General features: G+C 71.2%; 12 protein-coding genes and 1 pseudogene. 4 read left to right on the top strand and 9 right to left on the bottom strand.

Translation table 11 applies throughout. From position 1 onward, the window contains the following. The first annotated feature begins 493 nt into the window (after window positions 1–493). On the top strand, window positions 494–1,492 hold the full coding sequence (gene trpS / locus ACWIHY_RS22325; RefSeq protein WP_454377410.1) for a tryptophan--tRNA ligase: 999 nt from the start codon (window positions 494–496) through the stop codon (window positions 1,490–1,492). On the opposite strand, the gene ACWIHY_RS22320 is transcribed toward trpS, so the two are convergent. Then, window positions 1,459–2,541, bottom strand: a complete 1,083-nt coding sequence (locus tag ACWIHY_RS22320; RefSeq protein ID WP_454377409.1) for a GlxA family transcriptional regulator — start codon at window positions 2,539–2,541, stop codon at window positions 1,459–1,461. The two genes, trpS and ACWIHY_RS22320, sit on opposite strands and share 34 nt — an antisense overlap. A 76-nt stretch (window positions 2,542–2,617) precedes the next feature. On the opposite strand from ACWIHY_RS22320, the gene ACWIHY_RS22315 reads away from it, so the two are divergent. Next, the gene (locus ACWIHY_RS22315; RefSeq protein ID WP_454377408.1) at window positions 2,618–3,235 is read left to right on the top strand and encodes a cysteine hydrolase family protein; all 618 of its coding nucleotides are present in this window, start codon (window positions 2,618–2,620) and stop codon (window positions 3,233–3,235) included. Here the strand turns inward: ACWIHY_RS22315 and proC are convergent. The 3 genes from proC to ACWIHY_RS22300 form a co-directional block, all read right to left on the bottom strand. Further along, window positions 3,232–4,041: a pyrroline-5-carboxylate reductase gene (gene proC, locus ACWIHY_RS22310; protein ID WP_454377407.1), complete on the bottom strand. Its 810-nt coding sequence runs from the start codon at window positions 4,039–4,041 to the stop codon at window positions 3,232–3,234. The genes ACWIHY_RS22315 and proC overlap by 4 nt on opposite strands. Window positions 4,042–4,266: 225 nt before the next feature. Then, window positions 4,267–5,004, bottom strand: coding sequence for an ABC transporter permease (locus ACWIHY_RS22305; protein ID WP_454377406.1), 738 nt, complete (start codon window positions 5,002–5,004; stop codon window positions 4,267–4,269). Continuing rightward, window positions 5,001–5,789 (bottom strand): ABC transporter ATP-binding protein, encoded by a 789-nt coding sequence (locus ACWIHY_RS22300; RefSeq protein WP_454377405.1) that lies wholly within the window; start codon window positions 5,787–5,789, stop codon window positions 5,001–5,003. Before ACWIHY_RS22300 ends, ACWIHY_RS22305 begins: the two co-directional genes overlap by 4 nt. Window positions 5,790–6,056: 267 nt before the next feature. Here ACWIHY_RS22300 and ACWIHY_RS22295 point away from each other — a divergent pair. After that, a pseudogene (locus ACWIHY_RS22295) lies at window positions 6,057–7,585 on the top strand (SulP family inorganic anion transporter). A gap of 123 nt (window positions 7,586–7,708) precedes the next feature. Here the strand turns inward: ACWIHY_RS22295 and ACWIHY_RS22290 are convergent. Both ACWIHY_RS22290 and ACWIHY_RS22285 read right to left on the bottom strand, forming a co-directional pair. After that, window positions 7,709–8,242, bottom strand: a complete 534-nt coding sequence (locus ACWIHY_RS22290) for a hypothetical protein (protein WP_454377404.1) — start codon at window positions 8,240–8,242, stop codon at window positions 7,709–7,711. Window positions 8,243–8,275: 33 nt separating this feature from the next. Further along, on the bottom strand, window positions 8,276–8,641 hold the full coding sequence (locus tag ACWIHY_RS22285; RefSeq protein ID WP_454377403.1) for a hypothetical protein: 366 nt from the start codon (window positions 8,639–8,641) through the stop codon (window positions 8,276–8,278). A gap of 128 nt (window positions 8,642–8,769) precedes the next feature. Here ACWIHY_RS22285 and ACWIHY_RS22280 point away from each other — a divergent pair, with 128 nt between their 5' ends. Continuing rightward, window positions 8,770–11,031, top strand: a complete 2,262-nt coding sequence (locus ACWIHY_RS22280; RefSeq protein ID WP_454377402.1) for a serine/threonine-protein kinase — start codon at window positions 8,770–8,772, stop codon at window positions 11,029–11,031. Window positions 11,032–11,097: 66 nt separating this feature from the next. Here the strand turns inward: ACWIHY_RS22280 and ilvD are convergent, their stop codons facing one another. From ilvD to ACWIHY_RS22265, 3 genes are all read right to left on the bottom strand, one after another. After that, window positions 11,098–12,948 carry a dihydroxy-acid dehydratase gene (gene ilvD / locus ACWIHY_RS22275; protein ID WP_454377401.1) on the bottom strand — a complete coding sequence of 617 codons (1,851 nt, stop codon included), beginning with the start codon at window positions 12,946–12,948 and terminating at the stop codon, window positions 11,098–11,100. A 253-nt stretch (window positions 12,949–13,201) separates the two neighbouring features. Then, window positions 13,202–13,882, bottom strand: coding sequence for a TetR/AcrR family transcriptional regulator (locus tag ACWIHY_RS22270; protein ID WP_454377400.1), 681 nt, complete (start codon window positions 13,880–13,882; stop codon window positions 13,202–13,204). Next, complete coding sequence (locus tag ACWIHY_RS22265) at window positions 13,879–14,697, bottom strand: sugar phosphate isomerase/epimerase family protein (protein WP_454377399.1); 819 nt, start codon at window positions 14,695–14,697, stop codon at window positions 13,879–13,881. Before ACWIHY_RS22265 ends, ACWIHY_RS22270 begins: the two co-directional genes overlap by 4 nt. Window positions 14,698–14,699 lie beyond the last annotated feature (2 nt).

Below are 14,699 nucleotides of genomic sequence, written 5' to 3'. Positions count from 1 at the left end.
TTTCCCTTTCCGGCGGTTCCGACTCTATCAGATCCTTTCGGGCCTGACTCCCAGTCAGCGGGCTTTGTCTTTGCGGCTGTTCTGCCGTTCCGACGAGTGAGACTTTAGCGGAATCCTGGCTCCCGAGCTAATCGGGGTGGCGTTCCTTCGAACGCGGATTCCTCATTTCGCAAGCGCGCACAAAAGAGGGACGACAACTGTCGTTCGTTCCAGTGATTGCTGCGGAATGGCTGTCCGGGGCCGACCGGGGCCGGTGCTCACGTCGGACAACTCGGAGAACACTACGTAGGCGTCAATCCTCTGTCAACCGGGGCCTGCGCCGCTAGGGTGGGGCCCATGACTTCGCGTACGTACACCCAGGGGTGGCGGGCTGCCTGACGGCGGCCGGCAGACACGTATGCACTCAACGGCCGCCGCTTCGGCGGCCGTTCGCGTTTCCCCCTCCGGGAGGCCGGCCGCTGGTGGAGGTGGCTCCGATCAGGAGGCAAGAGAGATGACGCGGATCTTCAGTGGGGTCAAGCCGACCGGACACCTGACGCTGGGCAACTATCTCGGGGCCGTGCGGCGGTGGGCTGCGACCGATCAGCACCGGGCCGACGCGCTGTTTTGCGTGGTGGACCTGCACGCGCTGACCGTCGAGCACGATCCGGCGCGGGTACGGCGGCTCAGCAGGCAGGCGGCGACTCTGCTGCTGGCGGCCGGGCTGGATCCGGCGTTGTGCACCGTGTTCGTACAGAGCCAGGTGGATGAACACGCCCGGCTCTCGTTCGTACTGGAATGCACTGCCACGGACGGCGAGCTGCGGCGGATGATCCAGTACAAGGAGAAGAGCGTGCGGGCGCGGGACGCCGGGGAGAGTGTGCGGCTGTCGCTCCTCACCTATCCCGTACTCATGGCCGCGGACATCCTGGCGTACGGGACGGACGAAGTGCCGGTGGGCGACGACCAGACGCAGCACGTGGAGCTGACCCGGGATCTGGCGGTGCGGTTCAACCAGCGGTACGGGCACACCTTCGTGGTGCCGAAGGCCACGCATCCTGAGGTGGCCGCTCGGGTCATGGATCTCCAGCAGCCGACGTCCAAGATGGGGAAGTCGCACGCGGCGACCGCGGGAATCGTCTATTTGCTCGATGAGCCCGAGGTGGTGCGGAAGAAGATCATGCGGGCTGTGACGGACAGCGGTAGCGACGTGGAGTACGACCGGGAGGAGAAGCCCGGGGTCTCGAATCTGCTCGATGTACTCGCGGCTTGTGAGGGGGGGAACCCAGAGGAGCTGGCCGGTGTATATGAGTCGTACGGAGCGTTGAAGAAGGACACCGCGGAGGCTGTCGTCGAGCTGCTGCGGCCGGTGCGGGAGCGGCATGCGGAGCTGGCGGCGGATCCCGGATATGTGGATCAGGTTCTGAGGGAGGGGGCTGAGAGGGCTCGGGGGATGGCGCGGCCGACGGTGGACGCGGCCTATCGGGCCATCGGGTTGCTGCCTGCGGGGTGAGGCCGGGGTGCGGACTTGGGCTGGGGCTCCGGGCGGGGGCGGGCTTCGGGCTGGGGTTGGGGCCGGCGGAAGGCTGCGCGGTAGTCGCGGGGGCTCGTCGACAGGTGGGTGGCGAAGTGCTGTCGCATGGTCACCTCGCTGCCGAAGCCCGCGCGGCGGGCGATTTCGGGGATGGGGTGGTCGGTGCGTTCCAGCAGCTTCTGTGCGGCCGCGAGGCGCTGGGTGATGAGCCAGCGCTGCGGGGTGGTGCCGGTGGTGGCCGCGAAGTGGCGGGCGAAGGAACGGGGGGACATGCCGGCGCGTGCCGCCAGGTCGCTGATGGTGAGCGGTTGGTCCAGGTGACGCAGGGCGTATTCGCGTACGGCGGCGAGGGTGTCGGCGTCGCGGTCGGCTCTGGGCGTGGGGTGCTCGATGAACTGGGCCTGGGTGCCGGTGCGGAAGGGGGCGGTGACCATCGATCGGGCGATGGCCGCGGCTGCCTCGGCGCCGTGCCGCGTACGGACCAGGTGGAGGCACAGGTCGATGCCGGCGGCGGTTCCGGCGGATGTCCAGATGTTGCCGTCCTCGATGAAGAGGGCGTCGGGGATGACGGTGACTTTGGGGTGGCGCGTTCGGAGGAGGGCGGTGAGGTTCCAGTGGGTGATGGCGCGGCGGTCGTCGAGGAGGCCCGCCTGGGCGAGGGTGAAGGCGCCGCCACAGAGTGCGGCGATGGGGGTGCCTCGGGTGTGGGCGTGACGGAGGGCGTCCAGGACTTGGGGCGGGGCCGGAGTGTGGTGGTCGTCGAGACCCGGGACGAGGACCAGGTCGGGGGCGGTGTCTTCGCCGGCGTCGGCGAGCCAGTCGAGGGTGCGGTCGGGGGTGAGGGTGAGGCCGCCGCGCAGGGGGACGGGGGTGTGGTCGACGGCCACCCGGCGGAGTTCGAAGGCGGGGACGCCTCGGTCGGTGCGGTCGACGCCCCAGACCTCGGTGATGACGGAGACGTCGAATGCTCGGATGCCGGGGAAGGTGAGGAGCGCGATGCGGCTGGAGGGTGTGGGTCGGGGGGCCATGGCATGGCAGTAAACCATCGAGCGATGGCCTTCTTCCGTATGGGAAGGAGCAGCGGGTGACGGGAGCATCGTGCGTATGGAGATCGCAGAGAACGCAGCGCTGGTGGTTGTCGACGTACAGAAGGGGTTCGAGGAGGAGACGCATTGGGGGCCTCGGAACAATCCGGCGGCCGACGACAACATCGCCGCGCTGATCGACGCGTGGCAGGAGTCGGGGCGGCCGGTCGTGTTCGTACGGCACGACTCGGCGAAGCCGGGGTCGCCGCTGAGGACCGGGCACGAGGGAAATGAGTTCAAGGAGTACGTGGAGCGGCGTCGCGGGAAGCGGGCCGGGGCGGAGCTGCTCGTCACGAAGAGCGTGAACTCGGCGTTCTACGGGGAGCCGGATCTCCATGCGTGGCTGAAGGGGATGGACGTGCGGCAGATCGTCGTGGCCGGGATCCAGACCAATATGTGCGCCGAGACGACGGCACGGATGGGCGGGAATCTGGGGTACGACGTGTTCTTCGCTCTGGATGCGACGTACACCTTCGACGGCGTGGGGCCGTGGGGGTGGACGCTCGGTGCGGAGGAGCTGGCACGGGCCACCGCCGTGTCGCTGCACGGCGGTGGGTTCGCTCGGGTGGTGGAGACGGAGGAGCTGGTGCGGGCGGCGGCGGGCACCTCGGCGGCTTCGGCTCCGGGTGTCGGTTAGCCGTTGCCCGAGGCGAGTTCGCGGCTGCGGTCGCGGGCTGCTTCCAGGGCTGCGATGAGGGCGGCTCGTACGCCGTGGTTCTCGAGCTCGCGGATGGCGTTGATGGTGGTGCCGGCGGGGGATGTGACGGCCTCGCGGAGCTTCACCGGGTGTTCGCCGCTGTCGCGGAGCATGACGGCGGCGCCGATGGCCGCCTGGACGATCAGGTCGTGGGCCTGGGCGCGGGGCAGGCCGAGGAGGATGCCCGCGTCGGTCATCGCCTCGACGAGGTAGTAGAAGTACGCCGGGCCGGAGCCGGAGAGAGCGGTGGCCGCGTCCTGCTGGGACTCCGGGACGCGGAGTGTCTTGCCCACGCCGCCGAAGATCTCCTCGGTGTGGAGGAGGTGTTCGGCGGTGGCGTGCGTGCCGGCGGAGATGACGGACATCGCCTCGTCCACGAGGGCGGGCGTGTTCGTCATGACGCGGACGACGGGGGTGTTCGGAGCGAAGCGCTCTTCGAAGTACGCGGTGGGGATGCCCGCGGCGCCGCTGATCACCAGGCGGTCGGCCGGGACATGGGGGGCGAGCTCGTCGAGGAGCTTGCCCATGTCCTGGGGCTTGACCGTGAGGATGAGCGTGTCGGCGCGCTTGGCGGCTTCGGCGTTGGTCACCGGCTCGACGCCGTAGCGGGTGCGGAGTTCCTCGGCTCGCTCGGAGCGGCGGGCGGTGACCAGGAGGTCGGCGGGGCGCCAGCCGGCGCGGATCATTCCGCTCAGCAGGGCCTCGCCGATCTTTCCTGTGCCGAGGACTGCGACTGTCTGGGTCATGCGGTTCACCTCGCCGGTGGGGCTGCGTGGGGTGCGTGTTGTGCGCGTGGGCTGCTCTGTCGTCCCGGGGGACATCTTCGCACCGGGGGTGGGGGGTGGGCGTGCGTGTCCGGTGGGCGGAATGCGCGGGCGGGTCCTGGGTCCTGGGCGGGCTGGAAGTGCCTCATAGGGCGAGAGGGCTGAGAGTGGCGCGTGGTGGGCGGACGGGCCGGGGTGGGGCGTGGGTCAAGTTGTGCGGCGGCGGAGGGTGGCTGCTCCGAGGGCCAGGACCAGCAGGGCGCAGCTTGCGACGATCGCCGCGTCGCGGATGAAGGTGACCGTGACGTCCGTGTGGCGCAGTACCTCGTTCATGCCGTCCACGGCGTACGACATGGGCATCACGTTCGAAATCGCCTCCAGGACCGGCTGCATGTTCTCGCGCGGGGTGAACAGGCCGCACAGGAGCAGCTGGGGGAAGATCACCGCCGGCATGAACTGGACCGCTTGGAATTCCGACGCCGCGAAAGCGGAGACGAAGAGGCCGAGTGCCGTGCCCAGCAGCGCGTCCAGCAGGGCGATCAGGAGCAGCAGCCAGGGGGAGCCGATGACGTCCAGGTCCAGGAACCACAGGGAGAGTCCGGTGGCCAGGGCCGACTGGACTACGGCGAGGGCGCCGAAGGCCAGGGCGTAGCCCGCGATCAGGTCGGCCTTGGCGAGGGGCATGGCGAGAAGGCGTTCGAGGGTGCCCGAGGTGCGTTCGCGCAGGGTGGCGATCGACGTCACGAGGAACATCGTGATGAGCGGGAAGATCCCGAGCAGTGACGCGCCGATGGAGTCGAAGGTCCGCGGCGACGCGTCGAAGACGAAGCGCAGCAGCGTGATCATCACTACCGGGATCAGCAGCAGCAACGCGATCGTGCGTCCGTCGTGGCGCAACTGGGCCAGGACGCGGGCGGCGGTGGCGAGGGTGCGGGACGCGTTCATCGGAGTGTCTCCTGGCGGGTGTTGGCCTCGTCGACCAGGTGGAGGAAGGCCTCTTCGACCGTGGCGCGGTGGGTGCGGGCGCGGAGGGCGTCGGGGGTGTCCTCGGCCAGGATCTCGCCGTCGCGCATGAGGAGGAGGCGGTGACAGCGCTCGGCCTCGTCCATCACGTGGGAGGAGATGAGGAGGGTGGTGCCACGGTCGGCGAGGGCGTGGAAGAGGTTCCAGAGGTCGCGGCGCAGGACCGGGTCGAGGCCGACCGTGGGCTCGTCGAGTACGAGGAGTTCGGGCGTACCGAGAAGGGCTACGGCCAGCGATACGCGGCTGCTCTGGCCGCCCGAGAGGTTGCCGGCCAGGACGGCTTCGTGCGAGGTGAGGTCGACGTCGGCGATGGCCCGGGTGACGGCGTCGTGGCGTGCTTCGCGGTGGTCGCGGCCGGGCTGGAGGACGGCCGCGAAGTAGTCGAGGTTCTGGCGGACGGTCAGGTCGGCGTAGATGGAGGGGGCCTGGGTGACGTAGCCGATGCGGGGGCGCAGGGCGGCGTCGCCCGCCGGGTGGCCCAGGACTTCGAGGGTGCCGGTGACGTTGGCCTGGGTGCCGACGATGGCGCGCATGAGGGTCGTCTTGCCGCAGCCGGAGGGGCCGAGGAGGCCGGTGATCCTGCCTCGGGGTACGGCGAAGCCGAGGCCTCGAAGGACGGTGCGGGGGCCGCGTACGACGGTGAGGTCGTGGGCGGTCACGGCTGTCCCGTCTGCCGGGACGGCAGGCTCGGGGGAGTAATTCATCATGCGTTGAATAATCCTCCCGGCAGTGTCGCCCGTCAAGCGCCAGGGGCACCCTGGCCGCACAGGGGGCGGGAGGGCACAGAGGCGGCGTGCGGGGGCGCGGGGGCGGCGCAGGCGGGTGGCGGCGCGATCGGAACCGGAGCATCCGCCTCCTTCGCGCTTCTGCGGACACGGATGCGTTGCGGAAAGTCCTGTGTTGTCCAACTCCTTTACCGGACAATGAGTTTCTCCGCATTTCGACACCCAGACGGAGGATCCCTTTTGCGTGGCATGTCGTTGTGTCGAACCGACTTCACCGCTTCTCTCGTCGTCTTCCTCGTCGCCCTCCCCCTGTGCGTGGGCGTCGCCGTCGCGTCCGGCGTACCGGCCGAGCTCGGTCTCATCACCGGCATCGTCGGCGGCCTCGTCGCGGGAGCGCTCCCAGGCAGCAGCCTGCACGTCAGCGGGCCGGCGGCCGGACTCACCGTGCTCGTGTACGAAGCCGTGCAGCGGTACGGCGTCGCGGCGCTCGGGGTGCTGGTGCTGGTCGCCGGGCTGGTGCAGGTAGCCATGGGGGCGCTCGGGCTCGGGCGGTGGTTCCGGGCCATCTCGGTCGCCGTCGTACAGGGGATGCTCGCCGGGATCGGGCTGGTGCTGGTGACCGGGCAGGTCTACGCGATGGCCGACGCCCGGGCGCCCTCGGGCGGGGTGGAGAAGCTGCTCGGGCTGCCGGGTCTGGTCGGTGGGCTCGGTGCGGCGGAGAGGGCCGAGCTCACGGCAGTCGCGTTGGGGGTGGGGACGTCGCGGTACTCGCCTGGTGGCCGCGGTGGCGGGCGGCGGCTCGCGTGGCGCCGGCGCCGCTCGTCGCGGTGGCCCTGGCGGCGGCGGTGACAGCTCTGCTGGATCTGCCGGTGCGGCGGTTGGAGGTGCGCGGGCTGCTGGACGCCGTACAGCCGCCGACCGCTGATTCCTTCGCGCGGCTGGCGGACATCGGGGTGGTCGGGACGGTGCTGGCGTTCGCGTTGATCGCCTCCGCCGAGTCGCTGTTCAGCGCGACCGCCGTCGACCGGCTGCACGACGGGCCGCGGACGGACTACGACAAGGAGCTGATCGCGCAGGGGGCGGGCAACGCGGTGTGCGGGGCGCTCGGGGCGCTGCCGATGACGGCTGTGATCGTGCGCAGCGCCGCCAATGTGCGGGCGGGGGCACGCACGAAGGCTTCGCGAGTGCTGCACGGGGTGTGGCTGCTGGTCTTCGCTGCCGCCGTGCCCGTGGCGCTCGGGGTGATCCCGGTGGCGGCGCTGGCCGGGGTGCTGGTGCACGTGGGCTGGAAGCTCATTCCCGTACGGGAGTTGGTGCTGCTGTGGCGGGAGCATCGCGGGGAGGCGGTCGTGCTGGTCGTGACGACCGGGGCGATCGTGGCGACGAACCTCTTCGAAGGAGTACTGGTGGGGCTGTTGCTCGCCGTGGCGAAGACCGCGTGGGACACCAGCCAGGTGCAGGTGGAGACGGAGGATCTGGGCGCGGCGGACGGGCTGCGGGTGCGGGTGCGCGGCAACGCCACCTTCCTGCGGCTGCCGAAGCTGCTGGACGCGCTGGAGGCGCTGCCGCACGACCGGCCCGTGCAGCTTGACCTGGGCGGACTGCGGCACGTCGACCACGCGTGCGGCGCGGCGCTGGAGGGGTGGGCGGTGCGCCGTGGGGCGGCGGTGGGTGTCTCTCGTGGCGATGCGCAGGCCCTCGGCTCGGAGGTGCAGGCCGTCGGCTCGAAGGCGGCGGACGACGAGGAGGACGGCGTGGCTTCGGCGCTGGTGGCCTGAGTGGGGGCGGGGGCGGCGGGGCGTTCCCCTGTACGGGCCTTCCCCTGTACAGGCGTTCCCCTGTACGGGCCTTCCCGTGGGCGGGCCTTCCCGTGGGCGGGGCGCCGTTGCCCGGCGCCGGTGTCAGCGGCGCTTGGGCTTCTTCTTGCGGGCCGCGGGGTTGCCCGTGCGGGTGCCGCGGCGGCGCTCGTACTGGGTGACGGCTGTCTCGTACTCGCCGCGGCGCAGCTTCTCGCCGGGGGCCTCGGTGAGCGAGCGGAAGAAGTACGCGAGGAGCGAGCCGATGAAGCCGATGGCCTTCAGGCTGCGCAGCTGGGCCTCGGTCGTGGGGTCGGGGCGGCGTGCGTACCCCTCCCACGTGCGGCGGAAGGCGATCGCGCTGCAGATCGCGAACATGGCGACGACCAGGATGTTGACGAAGCCGCCGACGTCGGCGATCGCCAGGCCCTGGTAGGCGAAGCGCAGCACGAAGCAGCCGGCCGCCGCCGCGGCCAGCGCGCCGACGGCGGCCCCGGCCCGGCGCAGCCCGTAGCCGTTGTCGTGCTCCACCCAGGTCGTACCGAAGAACGGGATGGGCTCGGGCTGTGGGCCGCCTCCACCGCCGGCCGGGACAGTGACGTCGGCGGGCGGCGGGGTGCGGTCGGTGTTCTCGCTCACGAGGTCGATTATCCCCGGGCGAGGACGGGGCGGTCAGCCGCAGCGCACGGTGACGTAGCCGTCGCTGCCCGTCTTGATGTACGCGTCCGAGACGAACTGGCCGTTCGCGATGTTGGACCAGAGGTTCGTCGTGCCGTACGGCCCGGACACGGTCGTCCCGGGGCACTGGCAGTTGATCGGCACGCGTGCGTCGTACGGCAGAACCTTGACGATGCGGTAGTTGGTGCCCGGTCCGCTGCGTACGTTCACCCGGTAGCCCGGAGCGACGGGATACCGCACCGCCAGCGTCCCCGCCGTGGCGGCGACGGCGGTAGCGGCGACCTCTGCAGTGGCGACCTCGGTCGCGACGGCCTCCCCAGCAGCGCTTTCAGTGATGCTTTCGACTTCTCCCCCGGCCATGCGGCCCCTCCCCCGTTGATGTTCTTTCTCCGTACGCCGCGCAGGCTAGCAAGCCACACCGACATCGCACGCATCATCGACTAGGCTCCGTGCGTCTCGCTTGCGGACGATTCACACGGGGGTGGACGATGCCGCCGCTGCGCAGCACCGGGAGGGGACCGGAAGCGGAGCATCCGGACTATGCCGGGCAGTACCGGCTCGAAGCCGTGCTCGGCTCCGGAGGCATGGGCGTGGTCCATCTGGCCACCTCGGGCTCCGGGTTGCGCCTCGCCGTCAAGGTGGTGCATGCCGACTTTGCCGCGGATCCCGAGTTCAGGGCCCGCTTCCGGCAGGAGGTCTCGGCCGCCCGTCGGGTGAGCGGAGCCTTCACCGCACCGGTCGTGGACGCCGACACCGATGCCGAACGCCCTTGGATGGCCACCCTGTTCATCGAGGGTCCGACCCTCGCCGAACGCGTCAAGCGGAACGGGCCTCTGGAAACCGGTGAGTTGCTGAGGCTCGGCGCGGGACTGGCCGAGTCCCTGCGCGACATCCACCGCGCCGGCGTGGTGCACCGCGATCTCAAGCCGAGCAACGTGATGCTGGCGGGCGACGGTCCCAAGGTCATCGACTTCGGCATCTCCCGGCCGTCGGACAGTGATCTGCGTACGGAGACCGGCAAGCTGATCGGTACGCCGCCGTTCATGGCGCCCGAGCAGTTCCAGCGGCCGCGCGAAGTGGGCCCGGCCGCGGACGTCTTCGCGATGGGGTCCGTGCTGGTCCACGCGGCGACGGGGCGCGGCCCCTTCGACTCGGACAGTCCGTACATCGTCGCGTACCAGGTGGTGCACGACGATCCGGACCTGACGGGCGTACCGGAAGCGCTGGTCCCGTTGTTCGCGCGCTGCCTCGCGAAGGAACCCGCCGAGCGGCCGACACCGGACGCGCTGATGGCGGCGCTGCGGTCGGCGGCGTACCGGACCGCCGACGACACCCAGGCGTTCATACCGGCGCAGCGGATCGCGGACCGGACGGAGGACGGCCCGGCGCGGGAGAAGCCTGCGGCACGGGAAGAGCCTGCGGCGCAGGCGGCGGAAGCGGGGCCGGCCGCGGCGGTCGCTCCGGCCGGGACGCCCGGACCGCCCGGCCCGGGGCTCGCTGCCGCCCCCGCTTCCCGTTTCAGGAGCCGCCCCGGGCGGGCCGTTCTGGCGGTGGCCCTCGGCTCGTTGGTCGTCGGCGGCGCTCTCGGCGTACGCGCGCTGGTGGACGACGGGCGCCCCGCTGCCGCACCTGCCGTGCAGCGGACCGGCACGGGGGTGGGGACCGGGCCAGGGGCCGGAGGGACCACCCGGCCCTGGAACGTGTCCCTGCGGGCCGCCCCGGGGAGCGACACGCCTGCCTGTTCGTACGGTGGCGGCGCCCTTTACTGCAGCGCCGACGGCGTCAGGGTTTCCCGTCTGCGTCCGGCGGACGGCAAGGCCGCCTGGTCGAAGGAGGAGACCACCGACTCCCGGTCCGCCCTGGACGACAGCACGCCCGTCCTCGCCGGCGGGCTCCTGCATGTCGTGCCGCCCGGCGGGGACCGGCTGGAGGCCCTCGATCCCCTGACCGGTGCCCGCCGTTGGAGCGTCGACGCCTCCGGCGGTCCGGTCGTCCTCCACACGGCGAAGTCGGTCCTTCTGGTGAGCGCGGACGGAACCGTCAGAGCCGTCGACAACACCACGGGCAAGACGCGCTGGACCCGGCGGCACGGCGGCACCGGCTCCCTGTGGGTGACCTCGCCCGGCCGGAAGGGGCCGGTGTACGCCGCCACACCGTCGGCGGACGGTACGTCGACGACGGTCGCCGCGGTCGATCCCGACAGCGGCGAAGCGCTGTGGGAGCAGCGGCTGGACGGAATGCTCAGCCCGGTCGGCACCTCGGACGGCGCTCTGTTCCTGCTGGCCGGCGACATCGACGGCGTGACCCGGGCGGTCGTCCGCCTCGACGTCACGACCCGCACCGCCCGCCGCGTTCCTCTCGTCGCGCCGCTCGACCAGGCGCAGGCCACGGTGCGCGGGAACACGGCGTACCTCTTCGGAGTCAACGGCTCCCTGGTCGCCGTCGACACGCGTCGTACGCAGAGTGCGGAGCGCGCGCAGCGGTGGCGGCTGGAGACATCGGTCAGCCGCGCCTCACGGCCGGTCGCGACCGGCGACCGCGTCTACCTGTCGGCGGCGGACGGACGGCTGCTGGCGGTCGACGCCGCAGACGGCAGGCTGCTGGGCCAGACCAAGCCCCGCATGGGCAGCGGGAAGTACACCTTCGCGCCCACGCTCCCCGCCCCTGTCACGGCCCCGGGCCAGGTGTTCGCCACCGCGCCCGACGGGTCGGTGTTCGCGGTGGCGGCCGAGGAACCGGCGCGGTGGTGAAACGGGGCCGGGCGGGACCGGGCGTGTTCCCCGTCCCGCCCGGCCGCCCGAGCGGGCTTGCTCCGCTCAGCCCAGCCTGGTGACGTCGCGCACCGCGCCCTTGTCGGCGCTGGTGGCCATCGCGGCGTACGCGCGCAGGGCCGCGGAGACCTTGCGCTCGCGGTTCTTCGGGGCGTAGACGCCGCCGAGTGCCTCGCGGCGGGCCGCCAACTCCTCGTCCGACACGAGGAGTTCGATCGTACGGTTGGGGATGTCAATGCGGACGCGGTCGCCGTCCTCGACGAGCGCGATCGTGCCGCCGGACGCCGCCTCGGGAGAGGCATGGCCGATGGACAGGCCCGACGTACCGCCCGAGAAGCGGCCGTCCGTGACGAGCGCGCAGGTCTTGCCGAGGCCGCGGCCCTTCAGGAAGGACGTCGGGTACAGCATCTCCTGCATGCCGGGGCCACCGCGCGGGCCCTCGTAGCGGATGACGACGACGTCGCCCGCCGTGATCTCCTTGCGCAGGATCTTGTCGACGGCCTCGTCCTGCGACTCGCAGACGACCGCCGGGCCCTCGAAGGTCCAGATCGACTCGTCGACACCGGCGGTCTTCACGACGCAGCCGTCGACGGCGAGGTTGCCCTTGAGGACGGCCAGGCCGCCGTCCTTGGAGTAGGCGTGCTCGACCGAGCGGATGCAGCCGCCCTCGGCGTCCGTGTCCAGGGTCTCCCACCGCTCGGACTGCGAGAAGGCGGTCGCGGAGCGGACGCAGCCGGGCGCCGCGTGCCACAGCTCGACGGCCTCGTCGGACGGCGATCCGCCGCGCACGTCCCACGTCTTCAGCCACTCGGCGAGAGTGTCGGAGTGGACGCTGTGCACGTCCTCGTTCAGCAGGCCGCCGCGGTAGAGCTCACCGAGGATGGCGGGGATGCCGCCGGCCCGGTGGACGTCCTCCATGTAGTACGTGCCGCCCGGTGCCACGTTCGGAGCGACCTTGGCGAGGCACGGGACGCGGCGCGAGACCTGGTCCATGTCGTCGAGGCCGAAGTCGAGCTCCGCCTCCTGGGCAGCGGCCAGCAGGTGCAGGATCGTGTTGGTGGAGCCGCCCATCGCGATGTCGAGCGCCATGGCGTTCTCGAAGGCGGCGCGGGTGGCGATGTTGCGGGGCAGGACGGTCAGGTCGTCCTGCTCGTAGTGGCGCTTGGTGATCTCGACGATCGTGCGGCCGGCGTTCTCGTACAGCGCCTTGCGGGCGGTGTGCGTGGCGAGGACCGACCCGTTGCCGGGCAGGGCCAGGCCGATGGCCTCGGCCAGGCAGTTCATCGAGTTGGCGGTGAACATGCCGGAACAGGAGCCGCAGGTCGGACAGGCGTTCTCCTCGATACGGAGGATGTCCTCGTCCGAGATCTTGTCGTTGACCGCGTCGGAGATCGCGTCGACCAGGTCGAGCTTGCGGACGGTGCCGTCGACCAGCGTGGCCTTGCCGGCCTCCATCGGGCCGCCGGAGACGAAGATCGTCGGGATGTTGAGGCGCAGCGCGGCCATCAGCATGCCCGGCGTGATCTTGTCGCAGTTCGAGATGCAGATCAGCGCGTCCGCGCAGTGCGCCTCGACCATGTACTCGACGGAGTCGGCGATCAGGTCGCGGGAGGGCAGGGAGTACAGCATCCCGCCGTGGCCCATCGCGATGCCGTCGTCGACGGCGATCGTGTTGAACTCACGGGGGACGGCGCCCGCCGCCAGGATCGCGTCGGAGACGATCCGGCCGACCGGAGCGAGGTGCGTGTGCCCCGGGACGAACTCCGTGAAGGAGTTCGCGACCGCGATGATCGGCTTGCCGATGTCCGCGCTCGCTACGCCCGATGCCCGCATAAGGGCGCGCGCGCCCGCCATGTTGCGGCCGTGGGTGACTGTGCGGGACCTCAGCTCGGGCATCGTCGCTCGCTCCTTAGGCAGATGGGACGCAGATGGGACGTATGAGGCTTACTCACGAGAGTAACTTCGAGCGTACGCCTCGGATCCACGATCCGGACAGGTAGTCCGGTATCCGGGACGGGGTGCTCAGCCTTCGGTCAGGGTCCGGAGCCGGGCCGGGAGCCTGGCCAGGGGCCGGGGGCCCCGCCCGGGACTCGGGTCACGCTTCAGGTCGCACCTCGGCCCGCGCCCCCGGGAGGGCGGACGCCGCGCGTCACGCCTCGGTCAGGTACCGCTGAAGCGTCGGGGCGACCAGCTCGATGATCCGCTCGGGATCCACCGAGGCCAGCGGCTCCGCCTTGATGACGTACCGCAGAATCGCGATGCCCACCATGTGCGAGGCCGCGAGCTCCGCCCGGAACGTCGGGTCCGGTACGTCGAGCTCCGCCGCCACCCGCTCCAGCAGCCGCCGGAGCACGAAGGTGCGCAGTACCTTCGCGGCCGTCTCGTTCGTCAGCGCCGACCGTACGACCGCGAGCAGCGGGGCCCTCGTCGCCGGGTTCTCCCATACGCCGATGAAATAGCGGGCCAGGCGCTCTCCGATGCCGTCCGTGCCGCCCTGGCCCAGGACCGCGGGCACCACCAGGGCCGGCTCGAAGGACATCTCGATGGCCGCCGCGAAGACGTCGTCCTTCGTACCGAAGTAGTGGTGGACGAGCGCCGCGTCGACGCCCGCCGCCTTCGCGATGCCGCGCATCGACGTCTTGTCGTAGCCGCGCTCGGCGAACTCGTCGCGGGCGGCCTGGAGGATCCGCTCGCGGGCGCCGGGGCCGGCGTCCTGGGGTGATCGGCGCGGGCGGCCGCGGCGGCGGGGCTCGGGGGGCGGGGCGTTGCCGGGCGCCTTGCCGGGCTCCGGCTGCGTACCGTCGCCGGGCGCAGCACCGCTGTCGCTCACTGCTGCGACACCCGGGACGCCAGATGCAGCCGGGTGAAGGCGAGGGCCTCCGCGAGGTCGGCCTCGCGTTCGGCGGAGGACATGGCCCGGCGCGTATTGACCTCGATGACCACATGGCCGTCGTAGCCGTTCAGTGCGAGGCGCTCCAGGAGCTCGGCGCAGGGCTGGTTGCCGCGCCCCGGCACCAGGTGTTCGTCCTTCGCTGACCCCTTGCCGTCCGCGAGGTGCACGTGTCCGAGCCGGTCGCCCATCCGGTCGACCATGGCCATCGTGTCGGTGCGGGCGGTCGCGGTGTGCGACAGGTCGACGGTGAAGTGCCGGTAGTCGTCCTTGGTCACGTCCCACTCGGGGGCGTACGCCAGCATCTCGCGGTCCTTGTAGCGCCACGGATACATGTTCTCGACAGCGAAGCGGACGTCCGTCTCGTCCGCCATCCGCCAGATCCCGTTGACGAAATCGCGGGCGTACTGCCGCTGCCAGCGAAAGGGCGGGTGTACGACGACGGCCGACGCACCGAGCTTCTCGGCGGCCGCCTGCGCGCGCCGCAGCTTCGTCCACGGGTCGGTGGTCCACACGCGCTGGGTGATCAGCAGACAGGGTGCGTGCACGGCCAGAACGGGAACACCGTGGTAGTCGGAGAGTCTGCGCAGGGCCTCGATGTCCTGGCTGACGGGGTCCGTCCACACCATGACTTCGACGCCGTCGTAGCCGAGGCGTGCGGCGATCTCGAAGGCCGTCGCCGTCGACTCCGGGTACACCGACGCCGTGGACAGCGCGACCTTCGCATCAGGGATGCGCACCACTGGTTCTGCCACGA

This window comes from Streptomyces sp. NPDC055287 (assembly GCF_053646035.1).
Note: the sequence above shows the minus strand (reverse complement) of the source record. Positions and strands in the feature narration are given on the sequence as shown.

What these genes read in the sequence shown, in the direction of transcription:
- ACWIHY_RS22285 (WP_454377403.1), bottom strand. Translation starts at nt 8,641, where the DNA reads ATGGCCGGGGGAGAAGTCGAAAGCATCACTGAAAGCGCTGCTGGGGAG.
- ACWIHY_RS22305 (WP_454377406.1), bottom strand. Translation starts at nt 5,004, where the DNA reads ATGAACGCGTCCCGCACCCTCGCCACCGCCGCCCGCGTCCTGGCCCAG.
- trpS (WP_454377410.1), top strand. Translation starts at nt 494, where the DNA reads ATGACGCGGATCTTCAGTGGGGTCAAGCCGACCGGACACCTGACGCTG.
- ACWIHY_RS22315 (WP_454377408.1), top strand. Translation starts at nt 2,618, where the DNA reads ATGGAGATCGCAGAGAACGCAGCGCTGGTGGTTGTCGACGTACAGAAG.
- ACWIHY_RS22300 (WP_454377405.1), bottom strand. Translation starts at nt 5,789, where the DNA reads ATGATGAATTACTCCCCCGAGCCTGCCGTCCCGGCAGACGGGACAGCC.
- ACWIHY_RS22280 (WP_454377402.1), top strand. Translation starts at nt 8,770, where the DNA reads ATGCCGCCGCTGCGCAGCACCGGGAGGGGACCGGAAGCGGAGCATCCG.
- ACWIHY_RS22320 (WP_454377409.1), bottom strand. Translation starts at nt 2,541, where the DNA reads ATGGCCCCCCGACCCACACCCTCCAGCCGCATCGCGCTCCTCACCTTC.
- proC (WP_454377407.1), bottom strand. Translation starts at nt 4,041, where the DNA reads ATGACCCAGACAGTCGCAGTCCTCGGCACAGGAAAGATCGGCGAGGCC.
- ilvD (WP_454377401.1), bottom strand. Translation starts at nt 12,948, where the DNA reads ATGCCCGAGCTGAGGTCCCGCACAGTCACCCACGGCCGCAACATGGCG.